22 protein-coding genes are annotated in these 25,063 nt (G+C 73.0%); 15 read left to right on the top strand and 7 right to left on the bottom strand.

The genetic code is table 11. The features are described 5' to 3' along the window. Positions 1–73 precede the first annotated feature (73 nt). Complete coding sequence (locus ACIBK9_RS33815; RefSeq protein ID WP_397162654.1) at positions 74–3,385, top strand: BTAD domain-containing putative transcriptional regulator; 3,312 nt, start codon at positions 74–76, stop codon at positions 3,383–3,385. 68 nt (positions 3,386–3,453) lie between these two features. Here the strand turns inward: ACIBK9_RS33815 and ACIBK9_RS33810 are convergent, their stop codons facing one another. After that, the gene (locus tag ACIBK9_RS33810) at positions 3,454–3,648 is read right to left on the bottom strand and encodes a hypothetical protein (protein ID WP_397162653.1); all 195 of its coding nucleotides are present in this window, start codon (positions 3,646–3,648) and stop codon (positions 3,454–3,456) included. Between the two features lie 191 nt (positions 3,649–3,839). On the opposite strand from ACIBK9_RS33810, the gene ACIBK9_RS33805 reads away from it, so the two are divergent. The 6 genes from ACIBK9_RS33805 (at position 3,840) to ACIBK9_RS33780 (ending at position 9,697) form a co-directional block, all read left to right on the top strand. Further along, a complete protein-coding gene (locus ACIBK9_RS33805; protein WP_397162652.1) occupies positions 3,840–6,422 on the top strand; it encodes an ATP-binding protein in 2,583 nt (860 codons plus the stop codon). A 95-nt stretch (positions 6,423–6,517) separates the two neighbouring features. Beyond that, positions 6,518–7,123 carry an NAD(P)H:quinone oxidoreductase gene (gene wrbA / locus ACIBK9_RS33800; protein WP_397162651.1) on the top strand — a complete coding sequence of 202 codons (606 nt, stop codon included), beginning with the start codon at positions 6,518–6,520 and terminating at the stop codon, positions 7,121–7,123. Beyond that, the gene (locus ACIBK9_RS33795) at positions 7,123–7,557 is read left to right on the top strand and encodes a YybH family protein (protein ID WP_397162650.1); all 435 of its coding nucleotides are present in this window, start codon (positions 7,123–7,125) and stop codon (positions 7,555–7,557) included. Before wrbA ends, ACIBK9_RS33795 begins: the two co-directional genes overlap by 1 nt. A gap of 70 nt (positions 7,558–7,627) precedes the next feature. Beyond that, on the top strand, positions 7,628–8,599 hold the full coding sequence (locus tag ACIBK9_RS33790) for an ArsR family transcriptional regulator (protein ID WP_397162649.1): 972 nt from the start codon (positions 7,628–7,630) through the stop codon (positions 8,597–8,599). Positions 8,600–8,725: 126 nt separating this feature from the next. Next, positions 8,726–9,187, top strand: coding sequence for a hypothetical protein (locus ACIBK9_RS33785; protein ID WP_397162648.1), 462 nt, complete (start codon positions 8,726–8,728; stop codon positions 9,185–9,187). Between the two features lie 48 nt (positions 9,188–9,235). After that, positions 9,236–9,697: a hypothetical protein gene (locus tag ACIBK9_RS33780; RefSeq protein ID WP_397162647.1), complete on the top strand. Its 462-nt coding sequence runs from the start codon at positions 9,236–9,238 to the stop codon at positions 9,695–9,697. Between the two features lie 257 nt (positions 9,698–9,954). Here ACIBK9_RS33780 and ACIBK9_RS33775 read toward each other — a convergent pair whose 3' ends face one another. Then, the gene (locus ACIBK9_RS33775; protein ID WP_397162646.1) at positions 9,955–10,380 is read right to left on the bottom strand and encodes a spore-associated protein A; all 426 of its coding nucleotides are present in this window, start codon (positions 10,378–10,380) and stop codon (positions 9,955–9,957) included. Between the two features lie 303 nt (positions 10,381–10,683). On the opposite strand from ACIBK9_RS33775, the gene ACIBK9_RS33770 reads away from it, so the two are divergent. The 5 genes from ACIBK9_RS33770 (at position 10,684) to ACIBK9_RS33750 (ending at position 15,691) form a co-directional block, all read left to right on the top strand. Continuing rightward, complete coding sequence (locus tag ACIBK9_RS33770; RefSeq protein ID WP_397162645.1) at positions 10,684–11,676, top strand: helix-turn-helix domain-containing protein; 993 nt, start codon at positions 10,684–10,686, stop codon at positions 11,674–11,676. A 215-nt stretch (positions 11,677–11,891) separates the two neighbouring features. Continuing rightward, positions 11,892–12,461, top strand: a complete 570-nt coding sequence (locus tag ACIBK9_RS33765) for an RNA polymerase sigma factor (RefSeq protein ID WP_352364199.1) — start codon at positions 11,892–11,894, stop codon at positions 12,459–12,461. Then, a complete protein-coding gene (locus ACIBK9_RS33760; protein ID WP_397162644.1) occupies positions 12,461–13,447 on the top strand; it encodes a CU044_5270 family protein in 987 nt (328 codons plus the stop codon). The genes ACIBK9_RS33765 and ACIBK9_RS33760 overlap by 1 nt, the downstream gene beginning before the upstream one ends. A gap of 157 nt (positions 13,448–13,604) precedes the next feature. Beyond that, entirely contained in the window at positions 13,605–15,122 is a 1,518-nt protein-coding gene (locus ACIBK9_RS33755; RefSeq protein WP_397162643.1) for an FAD-dependent monooxygenase, read from the top strand. Continuing rightward, the gene (locus tag ACIBK9_RS33750; RefSeq protein WP_397162642.1) at positions 15,092–15,691 is read left to right on the top strand and encodes a TetR/AcrR family transcriptional regulator; all 600 of its coding nucleotides are present in this window, start codon (positions 15,092–15,094) and stop codon (positions 15,689–15,691) included. The genes ACIBK9_RS33755 and ACIBK9_RS33750 overlap by 31 nt, the downstream gene beginning before the upstream one ends. Positions 15,692–15,723: 32 nt before the next feature. Here the strand turns inward: ACIBK9_RS33750 and ACIBK9_RS33745 are convergent, their stop codons facing one another. Continuing rightward, positions 15,724–16,386 (bottom strand): response regulator, encoded by a 663-nt coding sequence (locus ACIBK9_RS33745; protein ID WP_397162641.1) that lies wholly within the window; start codon positions 16,384–16,386, stop codon positions 15,724–15,726. Beyond that, positions 16,383–17,585, bottom strand: coding sequence for a sensor histidine kinase (locus tag ACIBK9_RS33740; RefSeq protein WP_397162640.1), 1,203 nt, complete (start codon positions 17,583–17,585; stop codon positions 16,383–16,385). Before ACIBK9_RS33740 ends, ACIBK9_RS33745 begins: the two co-directional genes overlap by 4 nt. A 238-nt stretch (positions 17,586–17,823) precedes the next feature. Here ACIBK9_RS33740 and ACIBK9_RS33735 point away from each other — a divergent pair, with 238 nt between their 5' ends. Continuing rightward, a complete protein-coding gene (locus ACIBK9_RS33735; protein WP_397162639.1) occupies positions 17,824–19,323 on the top strand; it encodes a serine/threonine-protein kinase in 1,500 nt (499 codons plus the stop codon). Between the two features lie 165 nt (positions 19,324–19,488). Here ACIBK9_RS33735 and ACIBK9_RS33730 read toward each other — a convergent pair whose 3' ends face one another. Next, positions 19,489–20,529: a hypothetical protein gene (locus tag ACIBK9_RS33730; protein ID WP_397162638.1), complete on the bottom strand. Its 1,041-nt coding sequence runs from the start codon at positions 20,527–20,529 to the stop codon at positions 19,489–19,491. After that, positions 20,526–21,005 carry a SigE family RNA polymerase sigma factor gene (locus ACIBK9_RS33725; protein ID WP_358302255.1) on the bottom strand — a complete coding sequence of 160 codons (480 nt, stop codon included), beginning with the start codon at positions 21,003–21,005 and terminating at the stop codon, positions 20,526–20,528. Before ACIBK9_RS33725 ends, ACIBK9_RS33730 begins: the two co-directional genes overlap by 4 nt. 244 nt (positions 21,006–21,249) lie before the next feature. On the opposite strand from ACIBK9_RS33725, the gene ACIBK9_RS33720 reads away from it, so the two are divergent. Together ACIBK9_RS33720 and ACIBK9_RS33715 are read left to right on the top strand one after the other, a co-directional pair. Then, positions 21,250–21,390 carry a hypothetical protein gene (locus ACIBK9_RS33720; protein WP_397162637.1) on the top strand — a complete coding sequence of 47 codons (141 nt, stop codon included), beginning with the start codon at positions 21,250–21,252 and terminating at the stop codon, positions 21,388–21,390. 467 nt (positions 21,391–21,857) lie between these two features. Next, complete coding sequence (locus ACIBK9_RS33715) at positions 21,858–24,101, top strand: M4 family metallopeptidase (protein WP_397162636.1); 2,244 nt, start codon at positions 21,858–21,860, stop codon at positions 24,099–24,101. Between the two features lie 110 nt (positions 24,102–24,211). Here ACIBK9_RS33715 and ACIBK9_RS33710 read toward each other — a convergent pair whose 3' ends face one another. Then, on the bottom strand, positions 24,212–25,021 hold the full coding sequence (locus tag ACIBK9_RS33710) for a nuclear transport factor 2 family protein (protein ID WP_397162635.1): 810 nt from the start codon (positions 25,019–25,021) through the stop codon (positions 24,212–24,214). Between the last annotated feature and the right edge of the window lie 42 nt (positions 25,022–25,063).

Here is a 25,063-nt window from a genome sequence, read left to right as displayed (position 1 = left end):
GTGGAGGCGGTCGGTGACGTGCCGGAGTGTCCTGGGGGGCGTTGGGCTGGTCCCGTCCTTGGCTGGTTGGGAGGTGTTCAGCCTGCTCCTGGGTGTTTGCAGGTCATTCGGGACGTCCGCATACGATGTGCAGATCATGGTCTTCATTCGGGTTCTGGGCGCTCTGGCGGCTGAGGTCGGCGGCGAGCCGGTTCCCTTGGGCGGGCCGCGGCAGCGGGGTGTGCTGGCGTTGCTGGTGGCGGCGCGCGGGCAGGTGGTGCCGGTCGATCGGATGATCGAGGATCTGTGGGGTGGGGAGCCGCCCGCTCGGGCGTTGTTGTCGTTGCAGGCGTACGTGTCGAACCTGCGGCGGTTGCTGGAGCCTGGGCGTCCGCCGCGCTCGCCGGCTCGGTTGCTGGTGAGTGCGGCGCCGGGTTATGCGTTGCGGTTGCCGTCGGAGGCGGTGGACGCCTGGCGGTTCGAGGGGTTGCTGGGGCGGGCGCGTGCGGACAGTGACGCGGGTGTCGCGCGGGCTCGGCTGGGTGAGGCGCTGGGGTTGTGGCAGGGGCCGGCGTTCGCCGAGGTGGCGGACGAGCCGTGGGCGGCCGCCGAGACGGCGCGGTTGAACGAACTGCGTTCGGTGGCTGCCGAGCTGCATGTGGCGGCGGGTCTGCGTGTCGGTGATCCTGCTGTGGTGGTTGCCGAGGCCGAGCGGCTCACCCGTGAGGAGCCTCTTCGTGAGGAGGGGTGGCGGTTGCACGCCTTGGCGTTGTGGAGCAGTGGCCGTCAGGCGGACGCGCTGGCGACGCTGCGCCGTGCTCGTGGCATTCTCGCTGAGGAGCTCGGGCTTGATCCGGGTCCTGAGCTGGTGGCGTTGGAGGAGGCGATTCTCACTCGGCGCATGGAGGTGCTGCGTGCGACCGTGCCTGCGCCGGTTTCGCCGGTCGCGCCGCTGCCGCAGGTGGCCGCCGCCGAGGGGCCGGTTCCGGTGATCGGTGCGTCGTTCGTCGGACGTGAGGCGCAGCTGTCGGCGTTGGTCGCGGCCGCTGCCGAGGCGGTGACCGATGGAGTTCGGGTCGCCTGTGTCACCGGGGAGGCGGGGCTCGGGAAGTCGACGTTGCTGGATCATTTCGGCAGGCGGCTGGAGCGTGAGGGGTGGTTGGTGGCCGTCGGTCGCTGCCCGGAGGTCGATGGTGCGCCGCCTGCGTGGGCGTGGAGCGAGGTGCTGGGCGCCGTTGCCGCGTCTGCGTCTCCTGGTGAGTTCGCGCGCGATCTGGCGCCGCTGCTGGCCGATGGCGGGCCGGTGGACGGCGATGCCACCGCTGGGCGGTTCCGTCTGCGTCGGGCCGTGTGGCGGTGGCTTGCGGCGGTCGCCTCGGAGCGTCCGGTGGCCGTGGTGCTGGATGATCTTCATGGGGCGGATGCGGCCACGTTGGAGCTGCTGGGCGGTTGTGTGGGGCTGCGGGCGCCGGTTCTGGTGGTGGTGGCGTACCGTGCGGAGGAGGGCGGGCGTCTCGGCGAGACGCTGGCCTCTCTGGCGCGGGTGGCGCCTGTCCGTGTGGCGTTGCCGGGGTTGGACGAGGAGGCCGTGGCGCGGCTCGTGCGGGCTGAGTGCGAGGCCGATGACGAGACGGTGGCGGGGATCGCGGAGCGTACGGGGGGCAATCCGTTCTATGTGCGGGAGAGCGCCCGGTTGCTGAGCGGTGAGGGTGCGCTGGTGGCGTTGTCGGAGGTTCCCGAGGGGGTTCGGGATGTGCTGCGGCGCCGGCTGGCGCGTTTGCCGGCGGGTGGGGTGTCGGTTCTGCGGCTGGCTGCGGTGGCGGGCCGGGAGAGTTCGGTGGACGTCCTGGTCAAGGCTGCTGACGTGGACGAGGACGGGGTGTTGGACGCGTTGGAGGCGGGGGTCGTCGCGGGGCTTCTGGATGAGCCTGGTCCCGGTCTGGTCCGTTTTGTGCATGCTCTTGTGAGGGACACACTTCTCGCTGATCTGAGCGGGTTGCGTGCCACTCGGATGCATGCCCGGATCGGCGCCGCTCTTGAGGGGGGCGACGATGTCGCGGCGCTGGCTCATCATTTCGCGCGGGCGGGCTCGCCGAAGGCTGTCGGCTATTGTGTGCGGGCCGCGGAGCTTGCCGAGGCGCGTTACGCCCATGATGTGGCGGCCGATCTTCTGGCTGATGCGGTGGCTCTTTCGGCCGGGCCGGAGGAGCGTGTGGAGCTGCTCGGCAGGCTGTTGCGGGCGCAGATCCGGGCGGGGGCCGTCGCTGCGGCCCGTGAGACGCGGCGTGTGGCTGTGGAGTACGCGGAGTCGTTGGGGCGTGTGGATCTGATGATCGCGGCGTTCACGGCGTGGACGGAGCCGACCCCGTGGCAGGCTCGTGCGTACGGCACGGTGGATCGGCCTGTGGTCGATCGTCTGAGTGGGCTGTTGAAGGGGGAGTTGGCTCCTTCGGTGCGGTCGCGGTTGCTGTCGGCGTATGCGCACGAGCTGGTCGGCGAGGATGATCCGTCAGTGGTGGAGGCGGCGCGGGAGGCGCTCGCTCTCGCCTCCGATCCCCGGTTGCGGGCGGCGGCTTTGGAGATCTTGGCCGAGGTTCTGGGTGATGCGGGGTTGTGCCGGGAGCTGGTGGAGATCGGGGTCGAGCACGACCTGCCGGTTTACCGTGTCTCCGGGCTGCTCAATCATGCCGGTGTCGCGGCTGCGGCCAATGATCCTGTGACGATGCGTCGGGTGATCGGGGAGGCTCTGGAGCTTGCGCGCGCGTATCGGATGCGTGAGGCGATCGCGGTGGCGGAGATCACGTTGGCGGGTCTGGCGCTCGTCGAGGGCCGGTTCGCCGATGCCGAGACTCTTTATGTGGACGCCGGCGAGGGCATGCGGCGGATCGGGTCGGTGCACGCTGTGGGTTTTGTTCAGCTGGCGTTGGCCACGATCTGGCTGAACGAGGGCACGCTGGGTGGGCATCTGGAGGAGGTGCGTGCTCTGCACGCCGTGCTGGGTTCGATGACGTCGGATCTGCTGGCGCTGGCCCTGCACGCCAACGGGCTGGATGTCGAGGCCCGGGAGGTTCGCACACCCCCCGGTCCGATTCGTCGGGATTTCTTCTTCACGTTCCTCACCTCGTTGCGCGCGATGGCCGTGGTGGCCTTGGACGATCGGGACGCCGCCGAGGAGATCTACGAGGTGTTGCTTGCGTATCGTGACGGTCCTCCGGCGGGTGCGGAGAGTCTGTCGATGGCGCTGCGCCCGGTGGCTCACACTCTCGGTGAGCTGGCCGTTTTCCTGGGCCGTCCTGAGGCCGCGGCGCACTTCGCTCGGGCCGCCGTCGTCGCGGACCGGTGGAACGCTCCTCATTGGGCCGCCGAGGCCCGGTCGCGGGCGACCGCGTTGGGTGCGTCCTTCTAGCGGGTGATGCGGCAGACGTTGGCCAGGTGATCGCCGTCGTAGGGGGCGAAGCGGCTGTTCCCGCGTTGTCAGCTGTTTTTGACGGCCTGGCTCACCTGGGCCGGTGAGGTGCGCCAGGGGGCGCCGTGGGTGAAGGGGGGCTTGCCGGGCAGGTTCAGGATGTCGCCGTCGGCGATCTCGGGGACTTCGCTGACGTAGCGGGTGCGCAGGCCGTTCTTGCGGAGGGAGTAGGCGAAGAAGCCGAGGGTCGGGCCGAGGCGCATGGGGCCGAGTGCGGTTTTGGGCTTTTCTCCGGTGCGGGTGCGGGTGCGGACGGCGTCGCCGGCGTGCACGAAGACGGGGACGCCGTGTTCGCTGCGCAGGCGTTCGGCGAAGCCGATGTGGCCGGAGGCGGGGTTCCCGGCCGGACACCCTCGGGTCTGGGCCCTTTGCGGCGTATGGGTAGATTTTTCGCATGTTACGGGGGCGGGACAAGGAACTCGGCGAGGCCGCGCGGCTGCTCGAACGGGCGCGGGCGGGGCAGAGCGGCGTCCTGGTCCTGCGCGGCGAGGCGGGCATCGGCAAGTCGGCCCTGCTGGAGGAGCTCGTCCGCCGGGCCCGCGGGGTTCGCGTGTTGCGGGCGACCGCGGTGGAGGCCGAGACGTCGCTGCCGTTCGCGGGTCTGCAGATGGTGCTGCGTCCCGTGCTCGACCGCCTCGACACCCTGCCCGGCGTGCAGGCGGCGGCGCTACGGGGTGCGCTGGGCCTGGCCGACGCCGCCGGCACGAGCCGGTTCCTGGTCGGTCTCGCCGTCCTGAGCCTGCTGTCGGAGCTGGCCGCGCAACGGCCGGTCCTGTGCCTGATCGACGACGCGCACTGGCTGGACGCCGCCTCCGCCGACGCGCTGCTGTTCGCGGCGCGCCGCCTGGCGGCCGACGGCGTCGCGATGGTGTTCGCGGCCCGGGACGCCTTCGACGCTCCGGGCCTGCCCGAGCTGCGGCTGGGCGGGCTGGACGAGGCCGCGGCGGCCGAGGTGCTCGCGCAGCGCTTCTCCACGATGGCCTCCTCGGTACGCGATCGGGTCGTCCGGGAAGCGGGCGGGAACCCGCTGGCGCTGATCGAGCTGCCCGCCGGGCTCAGTCCGGAGCAGCGCGCCGGGCGCGAGGCGATGCCGGGCGCGCTGCCGGCCACCGATCGCGTCGTCGCCGGGTTCGGCGCCCAGATCGACGAGTTGCCCGCGCGTGCCCGGCTGGCCGTGCTGGTGGCCGCCGCCGAGGGGAGCGGCGATCTCGGGACGGTCCTGCGGGCGGCCCGGGCCCTCGGCGGCGGCGTCGCGGACCTGGAGGCCGCCGAGAAGGCGGGGCTGCTGCGGATCACAGGGGCTTCGATCGCCTTCCGCCACCCGCTGGTCCGGTCCGCCGCCTACCAGCGTGCCCCGCTCGGCCTGCGCGTGGCCGCGCACGAGGCGCTGGCCGCCGTCGTGGACGCCGAGCGGCGGGTCTGGCACCTGGCCGCCGCCGCGACCGGGCCGCAGGAGGGGATCGCCGCCCTTCTGGAGGAGACGGCCGTGGCGGCGCGCGGCCGTGGCGCCATGGCCACGGCCGCGTCGATTCTGGAGCAGGCCGCGCTGCTCAGCCCGGACCGGGCCGAGCGGGCGCGGCGGACGACCCTGGCCGCGCGGGCCGCGGTCGCCGGCGGACGCACCGAGCAGGCCGCGGCCCTGGCGGAACGCGCCGCCGAGCTGGGCGGGCACAGCGCGGGGCTGGCGCTGGTCCGGGCGAGCGTCGCGTTCGAGCGCGGCACGCCGCGGGGCGCCGCGCAGGTGCTCGCCGACGGTGCGCAGACGATCCTGCGCGACGATCCCGGCCTGGCCCTGACGATGCTGACCATGGCGGCGAGCAACGCCTGGCCGGCGGGCGAGATCGACGCCGTCCGGCGGGTGGCCCGGCTCGCGGGCTCCTTCGCCGGCCCTACGGCGCGCGCCATCGAGGCCCTGGCAGGGCTGGCCGACGACGATCACGCGAACGCGCTGCCCGCCCTGACGGCGCTGGTGGCCCAGGCCCGGACGAACCCGCTGGACGACGCCCTGGCCCGGATCTTCGTCGTCGGCGTCGCGCTGTTCCTCGGCGACGACGAGGCCGTGGCCGAGCTGGCCGCCGCGGACGTGATCCGCTGCAGGAACGAGGGGCTGGCCGGCGCGCTGCCGGTCACCCTGCACGCGCTCGCGCACGCGCAGCTGATGGCGGGCCGGCACCGTGACGCCGCCGCGACCGTGGCCGAGGCCGTCGACCTGGCCAGGGACACCGGGCAGAGCCACCGGATCGGGCAGCTCACCGCGATCACCGCCCGGATCGCGGCCATCGAGGGCGGCCCGGAACACGGCTCCGATCCCGTCCATCGGGGACTGTTTCATCTCACTTTCGGGCGGTATGAGCAGGCATTTCGTGAGATCGAAGGGGTGAGTGCCGTCTCGGCCGCGCCCGATCTGGTGGAGGCGGCCGTCCGGGTCGAGGCGGCGGACCGGGCGGCGGGGGCCCATGCCCGGTTCGCGGCGTGGGCCGAGGCGGGCCGGCAGCCGTGGGCGCAGGCGGTCGCGCTGCGCTGCCGTGCCCTGCTGGGCCCGGCCGGGGAGGCGGGCGAGCACTACGCGCAGGCCGTAAGGCTGCACCGGCGCGGCGGCCGGCCGTTCGAACGCGCCCGCACCGAGCTGCTGTACGGCGAGTGGCTGCGCCGCGCGCGGCGCAGGGCCGAGGCGCGCTCGCCGCTGCGCTCGGCTCTGGAGATCTTCGATCGGCTCGGCGCCGCGCCGTGGGCCGGGCGTGCCCGGGCCGAGCTGCGCGCCACCGGGGAGAGCGCGCCCGACGGGCCGCCCGCCGACGCGCTGGCGGCGCTCACCCCGCAGGAGCTCCAGGTGGTACGGCTGGCCGCGGCGGGGGTGAGCAACCGCGACATAGCCGCGCAGCTGTTCCTCAGTCACCGGACCGTGGAGTACCACCTCTACAAGGCCTATCCGAAGCTCGGCGTCGCCTCCCGGCAGGAGCTCGCGCGCCTGGTGTGACCGCGACCCCGTGGCGACCCCGTGGCGACTACCGGGGGCGACTACCGTGGCGTCACGGATTCGGGCCTGCGGGGCCGCGGCCTAGCGTTGCGGCCATGGACAACGTGAACGTGGCGATCATCTACTACAGCGCCACCGGCACCCTGCACGCGCTGGCCCAGGCCGCGGCCAAGGGCGCGCAGGAGGCGGGCGCGCACGTACGGCTGCGCCGGGTCGCCGAAACCGCCCCACCGCCGGCGGTCAACTCCAACGCGACCTGGGCCCAGCACCTGCGCGACACCGCGGACGTCGCCGAAGCCGGCCACGACGACCTGCTCTGGGCCGATGCGGTGCTGTTCGGCACGCCGACCCGGTTCGGCAACCCGGCCAGCCAGCTGCGGGCCTTCATCGACGCCACCGGCCCGCTGTGGGCGCAGGGCCGGCTGGCCGACAAGGTGTACTCGGCCTTCACCGCCTCCAACACCGCGCACGGCGGGCAGGAGTCCACCATCCTGGCGCTGAGCAACACCTTCTACCACTGGGGCGGCGTCATCGTCCCGCCGGGCTACACCGACCCCGTCCAGTTCCGGTCCGGCAACCCCTACGGTGCCTCCCACGTGGCCGGCGACGGGCCGCCCGCCGAGGTGACCCTGCAGGCTGCCGCTCACCAGGCCCGCCGTGTCGCCGAGACGGCGGCCGTGCTCAAGGCCGGGCGGCGCTGATGTCGGGCGAGTCGCAGATCAGGGCGCTGCTGGCGGTCCGGGTCGAAGCCTGCCAGGTCAAGGACGTCGACCGGTTGCTGGCGCTCTACGCTCCTGACGTCGTCTACTTCGACGTCGTGCCGCCGATGAGATTCGCCGGGCTGGATGAGCTTCGCGGCAACTTCGTCCGCTGGTTCGCGGAGTACGACGGGCCCATCGCGCTGGAGACGCGCGAGCCGGTGGTCGCGGCGGGCGGGGAGGTCGCGTTCGCGCACATGCTCCACCGCGACAGCGGGCGGCGCAGGAACGGCCTGCAGACCTCGATCTGGGTGAGGTCGTCCCTCGGCTTCCGGCGGACGGGACAGGGCTGGCTGATCACGCACGAGCACGTCTCGGTGCCGATCGACCCGGCGACCCTGCAGGCGTGGTTCCCGCCGGGCGACGAGCCGATCTGACGTCCACGCGCCCGTCGGGGGAGACGGTCTCCTTGGCCGGAGGGAGCCGGCTCGGTGAGAATCCTTCGTCATGATCCGTGTGCACTTCTCCGACGCCGACCTGCGCAAGATCACGTTCGCCCCGGCCCCCAACGCCTTGTGGGAGACGGTGCTGAGTGTGCGCCTGCTGCTCGGCGCGCCGACGAGCAGGAGCTGGACGCGGCCCGCAGCGCGCCGGCTGTTGCGGCAGGTGGGAGGAAGCCTGGCCGAGCGGGCGGGGGTGCTGGCGCCCCTGGTCCCGCCGCGGAGTTCGGTGCCGGCGTTCCTGCTCCAGCCGGACGCCGGTGACTTCGCCGCCGGCGTCGAGCTGGCCAGTCGGACGCCGAGCTCCTACCTGGCGGCCGATCTGGGCGCGTTGTCGCCCGCCCAGCGGGCGGGGCGCTGGGCGCGGGAACTGGCCGGCGGCAGCCGCGGAGCGCGCCAGACCCTCGCCGACGACCTGCGCGGCTTCTTCGGCTCGTCGGTGGAGCCCTTGTGGTCGCAGATCCAGGCGGAGGCCGGCGCCGACCGGGCCCTGCGCTCGGAGACCCTGCTGCGCGGCGGGGTGGACGCCCTGCTGGCCACGTTGCATCCCGGGTGCCGCTGGCGGCCGCCGACCCTGCACATCCCGGTCGACGGCGATCACGACGTCGCGCTGCGCGGGCGGGGGCTGCTGCTGATCCCGTCCTACTTCGCGCCCCGTCCGATGGTGATGTACCGGCCGGACGCGGCCACGGTGCTGGTGTACCCGATGTGCGTCCCGGGCGGGCCGGCCGGCGCGGACGACGTGCTGACGCCCCTGCTGGGCCGTACCCGTGCGGCGGTGCTGGCCACGTTGCGCAGCCCGGCCACCACGACGTTCGTGGCCGAACGCGTCGGTGTCTCCCTCGGCTCGGCCAGCCAGCACACCACGGTCCTGCGCAACGCCGGGCTCGTCTCGACCGTCCGGACGGGCAGCTCGGTCCTGCACACTTTGACGCCGCTCGGCCAGGCCCTCCTGAACGGCTCCCCGGACGCCGGCTGACGGCGACGCCGCCTGGCCGGATCGTCGCGGGCCGGTTCAACGTGCGCTCAACGCTTTCTCAACACCTGCGGTCATACCTTCGCGTTCGAGCAGAACACCTGATTCGACCTCGGAAGGCAGGCGCCGATGCGTCCCACGAGAACCGCCCTCGCCCTCGCGGCCACCGTCTCCGGCCTGGCCGTGCTGACGGCCGCTCCCGCCGTCGCCGCGCCGGCCGCGCGCGGCCAGGTCACGTCCCAGGCGAGCACCGCCAAGGCCGGTAGCGCCCTGGCGAGCTGGCACACCCAGCGGCACGAGGAGTTGGGCCCGTACAAGGGATATTTCTCGACCTCGGAGTGGAAGCGGCCCTCGGGCGTGCGCGTGATGCAGGTCAAGGCCCGCTGCTGGGGCAACGACACGGGGATCAAGGTCGACCTGTGGTTCCTGCGCCGTTTCGGTGGCGAGAGGGTCGCCAAGTCCGGCAGGTGGCGCTGCAACGGCAAGTACGGCATCGTCCGCATCAGCAACGCTGGCCACTCGCAGTACTGGGCGACCTTCTCCCTCGACAAGAAGCACACGGTCGAGTACTGGGTGCAGTACTACAAGTGATCTCCGCCGCCCCGAAGGGACCGCGCCGCGGGACCCTATCCTCATGGGATGGCTCTGCACGATCGACTCGCCGTCGTGGACGCCCTCCTGGCCCGTCCCTTCCCGGAGACGGAGGAACGGGAGGGCAGGTCGCGGGAGGTGTGGGAGGGATACCGTTCCAGCGGCCCGGACCACCATGTGTGCTACCTGATGGCCAGCCGTGACTTCTGGGACGACCGTGGCGAGGAGGTCGTCGAGGCGGCCCAGGCGGAGATCGACGCCGCCCTCCAGGAGCTGGCGGCCGCCCTGACGGAGCGCTGGGGTGCCCCTCGGGTGGTCGATCTGTGGCCGTACGCGGAAGGCGAGGCCGCGGCGCCCGCGCCGCTGGACGAGCTCGGCCAGCTCACCGGCACGATGCTCGCCTGGCGCCGGCCGGACGCGGGCCGCTGGGTCGCGCTCGCCGTCGGTCAGGCCGATCCGGAGTTCCCCGTCCTGCTGCTCGCGGCCGTGGGCGGGACACCGCTGGACTGACTCGCCGTGCGGCCGACGCGGCGAGGGAAGCGCGCGAGGCTGATCATGGTCAGGTGTCGTGTGGTGCTCAGTGCGTCATCGACGCGGACGTCGGTGATGGCGCACTGAGCCGTCAGAGCCCATGGCGCACGCCAGTGCCCTCGACCCTGGGGTGCGGGCTCTTCTCGACAACCCCCTGCTGGGGGCACGCCCTCGCCGTCCTTCCAAACGGGACGGCGGCGTGCTCAGCGGGAGGAGGCCGGCCGGTCAGGCTGGTCTCAGCCGCAGTGCACGTTGTCGAGCTTGACGCTCGTCCACGACGGCGAGATGCCCTCGACGTCGATGCACTGCCCGGCCGCCGAGACGTACACGGGGCCGGCGTAGTACTGGTAGTTTCCGGCGTCGCTGTCCTTCCCGCTGCCGTCGCCCCTGGAGATCACGACGCCCTTCCAGCTCGTGGTGTTGGCGTAGGGGCCGTCGCCGTAGGTGAGTGCGCAGTTCTTGCCGGTGCCGGAGCTGTAGTACACCTCCAGGATGCCGGTGCGGTACCCGTACTTCTCGATGCCGATGTTGTAGACGCCGACCCGGGTGTAGCCGCTGCCGCAGGGTCCGGCCGCGCCGGCCGGGGCGGCGGTCGCCGCCAGGGTGGTGGTGGAGGTCAGGGCCGCGGCGGCCAGGAGGATCGTCAGCTTGCGTGCTCGCACGAAGATCCCTTCGATTGCCCAGTGTTGCGATCTTGAGTACCACCGGCTCACTTCTGCTACACGCAACTCGTGATCAATGTGATAGTTCGCACAAATCACCCCCGACGGGTTGCCGTCAGGCGGCAGCGCAGACGGCGACAGGCGAGTCCTGCGGCCCCTCCTTCGGCGCGATCACCGGCCCGGCAGGACGCGAGCCCGGTGTCGCTCAAGCTCCGGGCCGAGAATCCGGCCCGGCGTTCACCCGCCGGGGCCCGAAGCGGCGCCTTTGATCTGACGGTGACATTGACGGCCGAGGATGTGATCATGATCAAGGGGACCTTGCGGATCATCTTCACCGGCGAGGACCTGGCCCGCGTGCGCATCGCCGGCCGGGCGGACATGATGTGGGAAATGGCGCTGAGCCTGCACATACTCCAGCGGCCGGGCGGGGTGCGCGCGCTGTCCGGCTGGCGGCGGCAGGCCCGCGCCGACCTCGCCGAGGCCGGGTTGCTCAAACCGGTACGGGAGCAGCTGGTGCGGCTGGTGCCGCTCGGGGCGTACTTCCCCGACTTCCTGACCCCGTACGAGTCGATGAACGGGTTCCGGCAGGGGCTGGACGTCCTGACAGACACACCGTCGGCACGGGTGCGGCACGAGGTCGACCAGTTGCGCCGGCACGCGCCCGTTCCCGCGACGCTGGACGACCTTGCCCGCGGCAACCGGCGCTCCATCCGCGGCCTGGCCCGGCTCGGCGAGCGGTACTGCCAGGTCGCCTTCGGCTCCCGCCGTACCGACATGGAGGACGCCCTGGGACGTGAGCGCGCCAGGCTGACCCGCCTGCTCACCGGCCAGGGCGTGGAGGCGATGCTCGCCGGCCTCGGGCCGTCGATGCGGTGGCGGCCCCCGGTGCTGGAGGCCGACTACGCCCCCGGCCGGTACGAGATCCACCTGCAAGGACGCGGCCTGACGCTCATCCCCTCCTACTTCGGGCGCTTCACCCCGGTCGCGATGGCCGACGCCAGCCTGCCGCCCGTCCTGGTCTTCCCGATCCAGCACGAGATGCCCGACGCCGTCCCCGACGACGCGCTGCCCGACCTGCTCGGCGCCACCCGGGCCCGCGTCCTGCGCTGCATCGCCGCCACCGACGGCTGCACCACCAGCGAGCTCGCCCGCCGGACCGGCGCCTCGCTGTCGTCGGCCAGCGCGCACGCCCAGGTGCTGCAACGGGCCGGGCTCATCACCAGCACCCGGCACGCCAACATGGTCATCCACCAGCTCACCCGGCTGGGCGGCGACCTGACCCACCGCCAGCGGTGACCTCAACCCCCCCGGCGGGATCCTGGATGGAACCTTTCTCCCGCATGCGGATAAGTACCGTCGTGACATCCCTTCCACACGACGAACCCGTCCTGGCAGGTCCTCCGGCGGGCGCGCGGGCGCCGCTTCGGGCGGACGGCCCGGCACCGGTCCAGCCGAAGGTCCCCACAGCCTGCGAAACAGTCCTCGAATCAGCCTTCGAAGCAGCCCTCGATGTGCCCGCGCAGGACTCGGCGGTCATCGAGGCGTCGCTGGCCGAGCCGGAGCGTTTCGCCGAGCTGTTCGAGCGGCATGCCGCCGTCCTGCATCGTTACGTCGTCCGGCGGCTCGGGCCCGATCAGGCCGAGGACGTGGTGGCCGAGACGTTCACCAGGGCGTTCGAGAAGCGCCACAAGTACGCCCTGGATCGCCAGGACGCCCTGCCCTGGCTGTACGGCATCGCCACGAACATCATCGGCACCCATCGAAGGGCCGAGACCCGCGGATACCGCGCGCTCGCCCGAACCGGGGAGGACCCCGTGGCGGTGGCCTTCGACGAGCGGGTGGTCGCCCGCGTCTCCGCCTCGGAGACCCGCAGACCGCTCGCGGCCGCCCTGGCCGCGCTGGGCAAGGGCGAGCGCGACGTCCTGCTGCTGGTCTCCTGGGGCGACCTCAGCTACGAGGAGACGGCGCAGGCGCTGAACGTGCCCATCGGCACCGTGCGGTCCCGGCTGTCGCGGGCCCGCCGCAAGATCGCCCACGCCCTGGGCGGCAGCAACCCCACCGACGTGATCGAGGAGGTCTGATGAACGATCTGGACATGGTCCGCGACCTGCGCTCGGAGGTGCGGCAGAGCGAGGCGGGCGATCTGCGTCACGCCCGGCGGCGGATGCTGGCCGCGCTGGCCCCGGAGCCACCGGCCCGCCGGGTCCGGCGTGTGGTGCTGCGGGTGGCCGCGGTGGGCGCGTTCGGCGCCACGATCGCGGCGGGCGTCACGGTGGTGCAGAGCCTCGCCCCGGACGGCCGGGGGACGCAGACCACCGGCGCCCCGGCATGGCTGCCGGTGGCCAACGCGCAGACCCTGGCCGAGCACGCGACGGCGGCGGCGGCCGGCCAGCCGGACGTCTACCCGCGAGCCGACCAGTGGGTCTACGTCAAATGGGACAGCTACACCTCGCCCAGGCTGACGGCCAGAGCCACCGCGCCACCGGCCGGCGCGGGCCGGGCGGACTCGCGGGAGACCGTCGAGAGATGGACGCGGGGCGACGGCCAGGAAAGGGCCATGCGCAAGGAAGGCGGCAAGACGATCGAACGCCGCCGGGGCGGGGCGGACCCCCGTCTGCGGTTCGACCCCGCCTACCTGCGCTCGCTGCCGCTGGAGCCCTCCGCCCTGGCCGAACGCCTGAAGAAGGACACCAGCCAGATCGCTCTGCCGCAGGCGCGGGCGGTGTCCCACCAGATCCTGAGCATCCTGGAAGAAGGCGCTCCGGCGGCTCGCCTGCGCGCCGCCCTCTACACCGTCCTGTCCCGGCTGGACGACGTCGGCGTGGAACCGGTGCGCGATCTGCTGGGCCGGCAGGGCGTGGCGATCTACACCCGCGACGACGACGGGGTCCGCCAGGAGGTCATCATCGACCCGACCACCTTCGACCTGCTCGGGGCGCGCCGCGTCTACGTCGGCGGGGCCAAGTCGCCCGACCCGTACTACAGCGGGTTGCCCGAGGGCGAGGTGATCACCTCCAGGGCCCGGGTGTCCGTCGGCATCGTCGACGAGGCGGGCGACCTTCCGTAGCCGAGCCCCTGGCCGGTGCCCGTGACGAGGGCCGGGCACCGGCCGCCGGGCTCAAGGGGAGCCCGGCCCGCAGTGGTCGGGATCGACCCCCGGGCCGGACCCGGAGTCGCCCGAGCCCCCTTCCCCACTTAGTAATCGGTACCGTATCGTTTACTAAGTGACTGACACCGTGCTCATCGCGGGCGCCGGCCCCACCGGGCTGGCCCTGGCCGTCCACCTGGCCCTGCACGACATCCCCGTCCGCGTCATCGACGCCGCCCCCGCCCCCGCCACCGCCTCCCGCGCCCTCGGCCTGCAACCACGCGGCAGGGAGGTCCTGGAACGCATCGGCGCGCTCGGCGACCTGCCCCAGCGCTCCCGGTCCTCGCTCACCATGTCCTACAACGAGGGCACCCGCACCGTGCTGCGCCTCCACGTCGGCCAGGCCGTCGCCGACCAGCCGAAACAGACCCTGCTGATCTCGCAGGCCGAGATCGAGGGCACGCTGCGGCGACGTCTGGCCGAACTGGGCGGCCAGGTGGAGTGGGACACCCGCCTGGCCGCGGCCCGGCAAGACGACGCCGGCGTCACCGCCACCGTCCGCACGGCCGACGGCGCCGAGCGCCCGATCCGGACCCACTGGCTGATCGGCTGTGACGGCGCGCACAGCACCGTGCGCAAGCTCGCCGGCATCGGCTTCCCCGGCCGCAAACTCCTCGAACGCCTGCTGATGGTCGACGTGCAGGCCCGGTGGCCGCTGGACAGGAACGGCAGCACGACCTGGATGGAGGCCGGCCACATGCTGTCGGTCACCGCGCTGCCCGACGACACCTGGCGGGTGTTCACCGAACCGCCGTCGCAGCTGCCGGACCGGCTGTCCGAACGCGAGATCGGCGACCGGGTGCTGAGCGAGTTCTCCCGCCGCAGCGGGATCGGCCTCGACACGGTCACCGACCTCCGCTGGGCCTCGGAGTTCCGCATCCACCGCCGGCTGGCCGACGCCTACCGGCGCGGCCGGATCCTCCTGGCCGGCGACGCGGCGCACATCCAGAGCCCCACCGGCGGCCAGGGACAGAACACCGGCCTCGGCGACGCCGAGAACCTGGCCTGGAAGCTGGTGCTGGTCGCCCGCGGCCGCGCCGACCGGCGGCTGCTCGACACCTACGAAGGCGAACGCCGGCCGCTGGCCCGCAAGGTCCTGCGCGCCACCAGCACCGCCGTGGACATCATGCTGCCGAACGCCCCCTGGAAACGCCTGCTGCGCGACCACGTCGTCCTGCCGGTCGTGCGGCTGCCCGCCGTGCAGCGCCGGCTGTGGCTGGCCGCCTCCCAGCTCGGCATCAGCTACCGAGGAGGACCGCTGGCCCCGGCCGAGCACCGGTGGATGCCCGGACTGCGTCCCGGCGACCGGATGCCCGACCTCGCCTGCCGGCGCCCGGACGGCGGCGCCACCACCCTGCACGCCGCCATCGGCGGACGCTGGGTCGTGCTCGCCGATGATCGGCACGTCGCCGCCCGCCACGCCGCGGCCGCCGCGGCGGAGTTGGGCGCCGACCTGGTCCTCGCGCTCACGCCGGTGGAGCCCGGCTCACCCGACGTGGCGCTGATCCGCCCCGACGGGCACATCGGTTGGCGTCACCATCCGGCACCCGACAGACTGACCACATGGCTGAACAAGGTGCTGTGGCCGGCGTAGAACGCCACGGCCGTCCCCGCGATCCGGGAAACGACGCCGCCATCCTGGAGGCGGCGCTGGACCTGCTGATCGAACGCGGCGCGGCGGGCACCAGCGTGGAAGCGGTCGCCCAGCGCGCCGGCGTGGCGAAACTGACCGTCTACCGGCGCTGGCGGACCAAGGAGGACCTCCTGATGGCCGCCTTGGAGCACGCCCGTGCCCCCGACATCGACGCCGCCCCGGCCGGGCGGTCGATCGAGGAACTGGTCGGCTCCGTCGCCGAGCTGCTCAGCCGTCCCCGCTTCCGCGCGCTGATGGCCCGCGTCATCGGCGCCTCGGTCGACTACCCCAAGCTGGTGGCCGCCTACACCGAGCGCTACCTGCGGCCCCGGCTGGACGCCGTGGCCCAGGTCGCGCGGCAGGCCGTCGAGACCGGTCACCTTCCGGCGGGCACCGACCCCGGCGTCGTCCAGGACATCCTGGCCGGCTCGATCGGATCCGTCCTGCTCCAGCACGCCGACGACGTGACCGCCGAACAGATCGAGCGCCGGTTGCGGACCCTGCTGGGGCACATCGGGTACCGGCCCTGACACCGCGCGGCCGCCGTCCCGTCCCTGCACGCTCAGCCGGGCAGATCGTCGCGGGCCACGAGCCCGTTCTCGTAGGCGTGGATCACCGCGTGCACGCGGTCGCGCAGGCCCAGCTTCTGCAGGACGGCCCGGACGTGCGACTTCACCGTGTTCTCGCTCAGCACCAGCTCCGCGCGGATCTCGGCGTTGGACCTGCCGCGCGCCAGCAGGCCGAAGATCTCGACCTCGCGCGGGGTGAGGCCGTCCAGGGCCGCCGTCCTGCGCATCGGCGTCTGCCGCAGGAGGCCCAGGATCGTCGCGGCGACCCCCGGGGCCAGCGCCGCCGTGCCGGCCGCGACGTCGCACACCGCCTGGGCCAGCGCGGCGGGCCGGACGTCCTTGGTCAGGTAGCCGCTGGCGCCGGCCCGGACTGCCGCCACGACCAGTTCGTCGTCGTCGAACGTCGTCAGCATGAGCACCCGGGTCGCCGGAGCGAGCCGCACGATCTCCGCCGTGGCGGCGACGCCGTCCAGGCGCGGCATGCGGATGTCCATCAGCACCACGTCGAGGCGGTGCCGCCGGACGACCTCGATCGCCTGGCCGCCGTCGGCGACGTCGTGGGTGACCTCGATGCGCTCGTCGGCCGACAGGACCGTGCGCAGCGAGGCCCGCAGCAGCTCCTGATCGTCGACGAGCATGACCCGGATCGCGCTCATGCCCCCTCCTTCGTGGGGAGCCGCGCCCGCAGCACCCATCCGTCGTCCCCGTCGTCGATCGACAGCGTGCCGCCCGCGGTGCGCACCCGTTCCTCGATCCCCATCAAGCCGGTCCCCTGGCCGCGGGCGCCGCGAGGCGCGCTGCCGCCGTCGTCACGGACCTCCACCACCATCTCGGCCGGCCCCCAGCGCAGGCTGACGCTCACCGCGACCGGCGGTTCCAGGTGGCGCAGCGCGTTGGTGACGCCCTCCTGCACGGTCCGCACCGCCGCGACCTCGGCGCTGAGGCTCAGCGGCCGCCGCTCACCCGCCTCCGCCAGCGTCACCGCGTGCAGCGGGCTCGCCGCCGAGGCCACCAGGTCGGGCAGCACGTCGAGCGAGATCGGCGCCTGGCCGGGCCGGGATCCGGCGCGCGACGCCGCGGTGGCCGCGCCCCCGGCGGACGGGCCCCCGGCGGACGGGCCCAAGGTGGCCAGCATCGCGCGCAGACCCTGGTGGGCGTCCCGGCCGGTCTCGGCGATGTCGCCGAGTTCGCGCCGGGTCGCCGCATCCGCCGTCGTCACCGCCGCGGCCTCGATCCGCGCGACCATGACGGTGACCGTGTGGGCGATCACGTCGTGCAGGTCGCGGCGGATGCCGGCCCGTTCGCCGGCGAGCGCCGCGGCCAGCCGTTCGTCCTCGGCCCGTCGGGCGGCCTCGCGCCTGCGCCGGACCAGCAGGGCCGCGAGCCACACCCCGCCGACCACGAGCGTCAGCAGCCCGCCCTCCAGCAGGCGGGTCCACAGCGGGTCGGCGGGCAGCCGCGCCCACCCCACCGCCTCGTTCAGGACGATCCCGAGCGCCGCGACCGCCAACGCCGGCGCCGAGGACCTGACCGGGACCAGGCCGGTCAGCCGCCACAACGCGAAGGGGAAGCACACCGCCGAGGGCAGCAGGTTCAGCGACCATCCCGGGGAGGGCGTCAGCACCAGGACGAGCATGGCCAGCGCGCCGATCGCGTACCCCGCCCACGGCCGCCGGGCGGCCGCCACCGCCCCCGCATGGAGCAGGACGGCGGCGCCCGCCGCGGGCAGGACCTGCCACCAGGCCGCGCCCAGGTACCAGGCGCCCACCAGGATGATCACCGTCAGGAACGCCAGGAGCGCGTGCGCCGCCACCGTCGTGGCCGGCCAGGCGCTCCGGCGCGGAGGGGCTGTCACGGTCGGTCGTCGCCTTCCGGTGGGCTCGTGGTGGGGGAGCCGTGCCCGGCTCGACCTGCCACAGGATAGCCAGCGGCCGAGGGGGACAGGTGACGCGCCGCGTCGGCCTCTGCGGCAGCGCGCGAATGGGTCACGAGTCTGGACATTCGGCAGATACGCGCGAGCACGCCTGGATAGGCTGCCACAACTTGATCACCGACGAGGGAGCATGGTGGCCGCGCAGACACAACCAGGACGTGTGATCAGCGGACGGTACCGGCTGGAGTCCGTTCTGGGCGGCGGAGGCTTCGGACGGGTCTGGAAGGCGCACGACGAGTCTCTCGACGTGTCCGTGGCGGTGAAGGAGGTCTGGCTCCCGTCGGCCACCTCCGACGAGGAGCACGCGCAACGGCTGCGCCGCGCCGAGCGGGAGGCGCGCAACGCCGCCCGGCTGCGGTCGCATCCGCACATCGTCACCGTCCACGACGTGGTGATCGAGGACGAGGCGCCGTGGATCGTCATGGAACTGGTCGACGGCGGCACCCTCGCCGAGCTGATCGCCCGGGACGGCCCCCTGCCGCCCGGCGCCGTCACGTCGGCCGCCAGGGGCCTGCTGGACGCCCTGCGCACGGCACACGCCTCCGGCATCGTGCACCGGGACGTGAAACCGGCCAACGTGCTGATCGCCCGGGACGGCCGCGTGCTGCTCACCGACTTCGGGATCGCCGTGCAACAGGGCGACACCGCCCTCACCAAGAGCGGCGGGCTGATGGGCTCGCTGGAGTACATCGCGCCGGAACGGTTCAACGGCGTGGACAGCGGCGGCGCCGGCGACCTGTACTCGCTCGGGGTGACGCTGTACCAGGCGCTGGAGGGGGTGTCCCCGTTCCACCGCGACACCCCGACGGAGACGCTCACCGCGGTGCTGCTGGGGGAGCCGCCCGTGCCCCGCGACGCCGGCGGCCTCGGGACGCTGATCGCCCGCCTGCTGGACAAGACCCCGGCCAACCGCCCCACCGCCGCCGAGGCCCTGGCCATGATCGACGCCCTCGGGCAGCCTCGCCTGCCGAACACCCCGCCACCCCCGGCCGGCCCTCACTCCGTGCCGCCGCGGCAGCCCTTCCCGGACGCCGGTTCCGCTCCGGCCGGCCCGTCGGCGCGCACCGAGAACGTCCCGCCTCCGCCGCCGCCCACGTTGCAGGAGCAGGCGCCCGCCTTCCACGACCCGTCACGGCCCGGCCCGGGCGGGCCGCGGAACCGCAAGCTGCTCATCGCGGGCGGCGCAGGGCTCGCTGTGGCGATCGCCGCCGTCGCCGTCGTCGTGGCCATCTCGGGAGACGGCGACCAGACCCCGCAGGCGGGCTCGTCCGGCACGACGGCAGAGCAGACGGCGGCCGCCGACGACCAGCCCGGCACGAAAGGCCACGGGATACCGCCGGGCTGCGAGAACCAGACCGGCGTCATGGAGAAGTGGACCCAGGTCCCGGTCAGCGGAACGGTGCCGCTGCCGCCGACCGAGAACCTGCTCAACGAGATCATCGACCTTCAGCAGGCCAATCTGTCCAAGGCGGTCCGCCCGGCGCTCAAGACCGCGCTCCGGAACGACATCGACACCGCCAAGAAGGCGCTCAAGGCGCTTCGCGCCGACGACGTGGACACGTACCGGCAGGCGGTGACGAAGGACAAGCTCGGGCACCTGACCGAGATCTCCGACGCGTGCTTCTTCAACGATCTCGGCCCGTCGCAGTCATCGGGGTGACCCGGCTGTCAGAGGAACCGCCTGTCTCGTCCGTCGCCGGCCGGGGGAGGGGCACGTGATGCAGGCCCACGTCGCCGAGGCGGCCCGGGCGGCCGCCCCGCCCGCCGCCGGCGAACGTCGTCATCAGGCCGGCAGGCGCCCGGTCACCGACCCGCGGGGCGACGATCAGGAGCGCTTGCGGTAGACGGCCAAGGCCCAGCGGACCGGGCGGTTGGCGTCCTCGCCCCAGATGCCCGCCCGCACGGTGACGGTGACCCGCCTGCCCTCCGGCACGGTCAGCTCGGCCATCGCCATCGGGTACGGGCCGCTCGTCCACTGGCTGCAGGTGACCACCTCCTCGTCGCCGCCCCCGATCCGGTACGTGAACCACATCCGCCTGGCCAGGTCACCGGCGCAGAGCGCCTCGATGCCCATCCTGCCGCCGTCGCCCCGGACCGTGACCGTGGCCGTCCCGTCCTGCGGCCAGATCCGGTCCTGCGTCGCGCCGGCCAGCTCCCAGCTCGGCAGCCGCTTGGGGAAGGCTCTGAGCGGTTCGGGATCGACCGGCCGCGCGGGAGGCGTCCATTCGTAGACGGCCAGGCTCCAGACCGCCTTGACGGGCTCGGGGGTGACGCACGGCGCCCCCTTCTCCTGCCGCGTACACCCCCCGCCCCTGGTGGTCGTGTCGAACGTCACCGTGACCTGGCCGGCCCCGGCGGGCACCGGCAACGGGACCAGCTCCATGCCCTTCAGGCAGGGGGAGAGGGGCGGGGAGGCGCCGGCGGCGCGGCCCGCCACGGAGATCCTGGGCGCCGTGGCGCCGAACGAGCCGTCGCACAGCGCGGCCACGTCCAGCGGCCTGCCGGTGACCGGGATCGTGACCGACGTCTTGCGCGCGCCGTCCGTCCTGACCGTCGCCGTCGCCAGCCGCCGGTAGCCGGTGCCGTCGTGGGCGGTGAACCGTTCCGGCAGCGGCTCCGGGGCGGGGGCCACGGCGGAGGCCGAGGTCGCGGGCTCGTGCCGCGTCACGGCGTCACCGGGCAGCAGGGAGAGCACGGCCGCGCCCGCGGCCACCGTCGCCGCCACCGTCGCGGCGGCGGAGGCCAGGACCCTGCGCCGCCAGGTACGCCGCACACGGCGGCGGACGAGCTCGTGACGGTCCGGGATCGCGGGCGCGGGGCCCTCGGCTCGCTCCCGCAGCATCTCACGCAGGTCCTGCACGCTCATCGGCACTCCTTCACGATCGACTCGTCCACGCGCAGCTTGGCCAGCGCCTTGGCGGTCTGGCTCTTGACCGTGCCGTCATGGCAGCCCAGGATCCTGGCCACCTCCTGCACCGACAGGTCCTCGTAGAACCGCAGCACGATCACCGCGCGCTGCTTGGCGGGCAGCCTTCCCACCGCCTCCCACAGTTCCTCCCGCCCGGACCGCTCGGCATCGGGCACCCCCTCCTCGGGCAGCGTGCCGCTCGGCACCTCACCGCGCCATCGCCGCCGCCACCACGAGGTGTAGGTCGTCACGAGCACCCGCCGCACGTACGCCTCGGGCTCCTCGATGCGCGACCAGGCGAACCACGCCTTGGCCAGGCACTCCTGGAGCAGGTCCTCGGCCGTTCCCCAGTCGCGGGTCAGCAGGTACGCCGTCCGCAGTAACCGGTCGGATCGCGAGGCCACGAAGTTGTCAAAGAGCTTCCTGTCTGGCACACCCGTACTGACGCGGTGCCGGCGCGATCAGGTTGCCTCGCCACGCCGATCCCGCCTTCTTCGCGGACAGCGAGAGCTGGCCGCACCACAGCAGCCCCGAACGCGGGACGGCGGCGCGGCTCGCCGGGGCACTCGACGCGCGGGCGGTCCTGTCACCCGAGGTGCTGGAGAGGCTCGCGGCGCCTGCGCCCTCCTCCGGCGCGCGGCCAACCCCTCGGCCGAGGAGGGCGTGCCCAGGAGCAGCGTGACCGAGATCGACTTCACCGACTGGGGCAACGACGTGTCCGTCGAGCCGCCGCCGCAGGACCAGGTTCATGAGCGGAATCTGTCTCGCCCCGGAACCGCACTGAACACCCGGGCCGTGCCGGATGCATCCGGGGCGTGACGTTTCCGTCCGGTGCCGGTTAGACGGGGGTCACGGGGACGCGGGCGGATGCGCCGGTGCAGGTTCCGGTCCCGCCGAATAGCGGTGACGCCGCCGCCCCTATCGGGCGTCGGCGAGCCGGTCGCCGCCGGCCGATTCGCCCTTCAGCGGGCCCGGAATGCCGGACTTTCCCTGCCCGATTGTCCGGCATGACGGCCGATTCTGGCACGTGGATGGGTGTGACCAGCGGTAACAGAAATGTCGGTATGCCTACCGATGAACATACGTATTTTCGAGCAGTCAACCAGCGCTTAGCGTCTGGCGGCAACAAGGCGAAACGGTTCGCTTGCTGTATCCGTCACCCTTTATCACCCCCCATGCCCCCTTTCACCTCCCGCGATCCAGGAGACCCCTGACCGCGTGGTGACCCGCGCACGCCCAAAGGCGGCAACGGCCCGAAGGGAGCCTGCCGAAAGGAGCACCACAGCGTGAAACGCAAAGCCTTACTCGCGGCGGTCGCCGGCCTGGCCACGGCCGCGACCTTGACGCTTCCCGCGTCTCCCGCCAGCGCCGCCCCGCCCGGAGCCACCCCCGCACAAGACCCCGGCACCACCGCACCGGCCGCGGCAGACCCCGCCTCGCTCGCCGCGGCGGTCGCCGACAGGGCGGTCTCCAGCCAGCTCGACAACCTCAGCAGAGGCCCCGACGAGGCCTACAGCCGCGTCCGGGTCACCCCCGGCGCCGGTGACATGTTCTACGTCGCCTACGAGCGCACCTACAAGGGCCTGCCCGTGATCGGCGGCGACGCCGTCGTGGTCACCGACGCCGCCGGCAACGTCCGCGACACCGTCTCGGCCGCCGGCCCCACCACGCGCGAGGTCGCCACCAAGGCCACCATCTCGGCGGCCAAGGCCACCGCCACCGCCAAGGCCCGCCTGTCCCGCGTGGACGACAGCACCGCCCCCCGCCTGGTCGTGCTCGCCAAGGACGCGACACCCAGGCCGGCCTGGGAGGTCAAGGTCTCCGGCCTGGCCGACGGCAAGCCCAGCGTGCAGAACGTCTACGTCGACGCCCGCACCGGCGCCGTCGCCGACGCCGTCGACCTGGTCCGCGAAGGCAGCGGCAACGGCTTCTACTACGGCCAGGTCACCATCAACACCAGCGGCTCAGGCAGCTCCTACTCCATGACCGACACCACCCGGCCCGGCATCGCCTGCGGCGGCCAGGGCGGCTCGGCCTACACCGGCACCGACGACGCCTGGGGCAACGGCTCGGGCACCAACCTGGAGACCGCCTGCGTCGACGCCCTGTTCAGCGTCCAGCGCGAGTGGGACATGCTGCGCGACTGGCTGGGCCGCAGCGGCATCGACGGCAGCGGCCGGGGCTTCCCCGCCCGCGTCGGCCTGGCCGACGTCAACGCCTACTGGAACGGCAGCTACACCAACTTCGGCCACAACCAGGCCAACACCCAGCAGGCCACCCCGATCGACGTCGTGGCCCACGAGTTCGGCCACGCCGTCTTCCAGACCACCCCCGGCGGCGCCGGCTCGGGCAACGAGAACGGCGGCATCAACGAGGGCACCGGCGACATCTTCGGCGCGCTGACCGAGGCGTATGCCAACAACCCCAACGACCCGCCGGACTACCTCGTGGGCGAGGAGGTGGACCTGGTCGGCCAGGGCCCGATCCGCAACATGTACAACCCCAGCGCCCTGGGCGACCCCAACTGCTACTCCTCCTCCATCCCCAACACCGAGGTGCACTCGGCGGCCGGGCCGCTCAACCACTGGTTCTACCTGCTGGCCGAGGGCAACAACCCCGGTGGCGGCAAGCCCTCCAGCCCGATCTGCTCCGGCGGCCCGTCCTCGGTGACCGGCGTCAGCATCCAGAAGGCCGGCAAGATCTACATGGGGGCCCTGAACCGCAAGACCTCCTCCTGGCGTTACGCCAACATCCGCTCGGCCTCGGTGGCCGCGGCCATCGAGCTGTACGGCGCCAACAGCGCCGAGTGCAACAGCACCAAGGCCGCCTGGAGCGCCGTCAGCGTCGCCGCCGCCTCCGGCGAGCCCGCCTGCGGCACCGCCGGCCCCGACTTCTCGCTGTCGCTCAACCCGTCCTCCGGCAGCGCCCAGCCCGGCGCCACCACCACGGCCACGGTCAACACCCAGACGACCTCGGGCAGCGCCCAGACCGTCAACCTGACCGCCTCCGGGCTGCCCAGCGGCACCACCGCCAGCTTCAACCCGGCCTCGGTGACCTCGGGCAACTCCTCCACGCTGACCCTGTCGGTCGGCGCCTCCACCGCCCAGGGCACCTACCCGATCACCATCACGGGCACCGGCTCCACCACGCACACCGCGACGTACACCCTGACGGTCGGCACCGGCGGCCCCGGCCGGACGTTCACCAACAACACCGACTACCAGATCAGGGACTACTCCACCACCCAGAGCTCGATCACGTCCAACGCGACGGGCACCGCGGTCTCCCCGGTGAAGTTGTCCATCACGATCAGCCACACCTGCGCCGAGGACCTGAACATCCGGCTCCGCGGCCCGAACGGCACCTTCTACCTGGTCGACGCCTACGGTGGCACCAGCTGCACGCAGTACGGCACCAGGACCTTCTCGGTCCCGGTCAGCCAGCAGGCCGCCGGCACCTGGACGCTCGACATCAGGGACGTCTACGCCGGTGACACCGGATTCCTGGACACCTGGAGCATCACGCTCTGAGCGTCGTCAATCAGAGGTGGCGAGCCCCGGCCGGTCCTCCGGCCGGGGCTCGTTCACGTCGCCGGCGGATGCGCACGCCGAGCTCCGGGTTCGTCCGGGCGGGCCGCCGTTCAGATGTCCACGCCCATGGCGGCCGCGGCTGCTGAGAGGTTGACGTAGTCGCGCAGACGGGTGATCCGCCCCTCGCGAACGGTGAGGACGATCAGGTTGGGCAGCGCGAACTCGCCGGTGGCCGCGCTGGTCCCGAGGGCCTCCTGCTCGACGACGATCGTTCCCGGATCGCCGGTGTCATGGACGGCGAGGGTGCGGTAGCGCTCGTACGTCAGCGGGTGGTCCCGCCAGCCCGCGGTGATCCAGTTCACGATCTCGTCCCGGCCCGCGAGCCGGGACGGCAGACCCGGGCCGGTGAACGGGAACTCGTGGACCGCATCGAGGGCGTAGAGGCGCCGCAGCTCGTCGGCGGACTGCGTGACGGTGGCCCGGCGCCAACGCTCCAGCACCGCACGCGGACCGGCTTCCTGCCCGGCGAGCGCCGCCCGCCGGGCGGTCACCCTGCGGCGGCTGATCCGCCAGCCGTCGGATCGGCGGGTGAGGACGTCGTCGTAGACGACGCTGCCGGCCCTTCCGTCGGCCTTGATGCCGATCCCCTTGGACCGGACCCGGGCCGAACGATCGTCGATCGGCGTGATCAGGATGTTGGTGACGTGATGGCCGACCGGGTTGGCGTCGCCCGCCGCGAGCGCGGCCGCGCGGACGGCGGCGATCCCGTGCAGGCAGCCGAGGCCGAAGTCGTCCAGGTCGTAGACGACGTCCGGGGTGAACAGCTCGTCGGCTCGGTCCAGCTCGCCGGCGTCGGTGAGGTGGCCGTGAAGATGGATCAGATCGGTGATGTCGGTTCTGTCTTGTTCCGTCAGCGCCATGGGGGCGGCCCTCCATGCTCCGGGTGAGCCACGCCAGTAAGG

Origin of the sequence: Nonomuraea sp. NPDC050227 (genome assembly GCF_044459705.1) — a bacterium.
Lineage (GTDB): Bacteria > Actinomycetota > Actinomycetes > Streptosporangiales > Streptosporangiaceae > Nonomuraea.
Note: the sequence above shows the minus strand (reverse complement) of the source record. Positions and strands in the feature narration are given on the sequence as shown.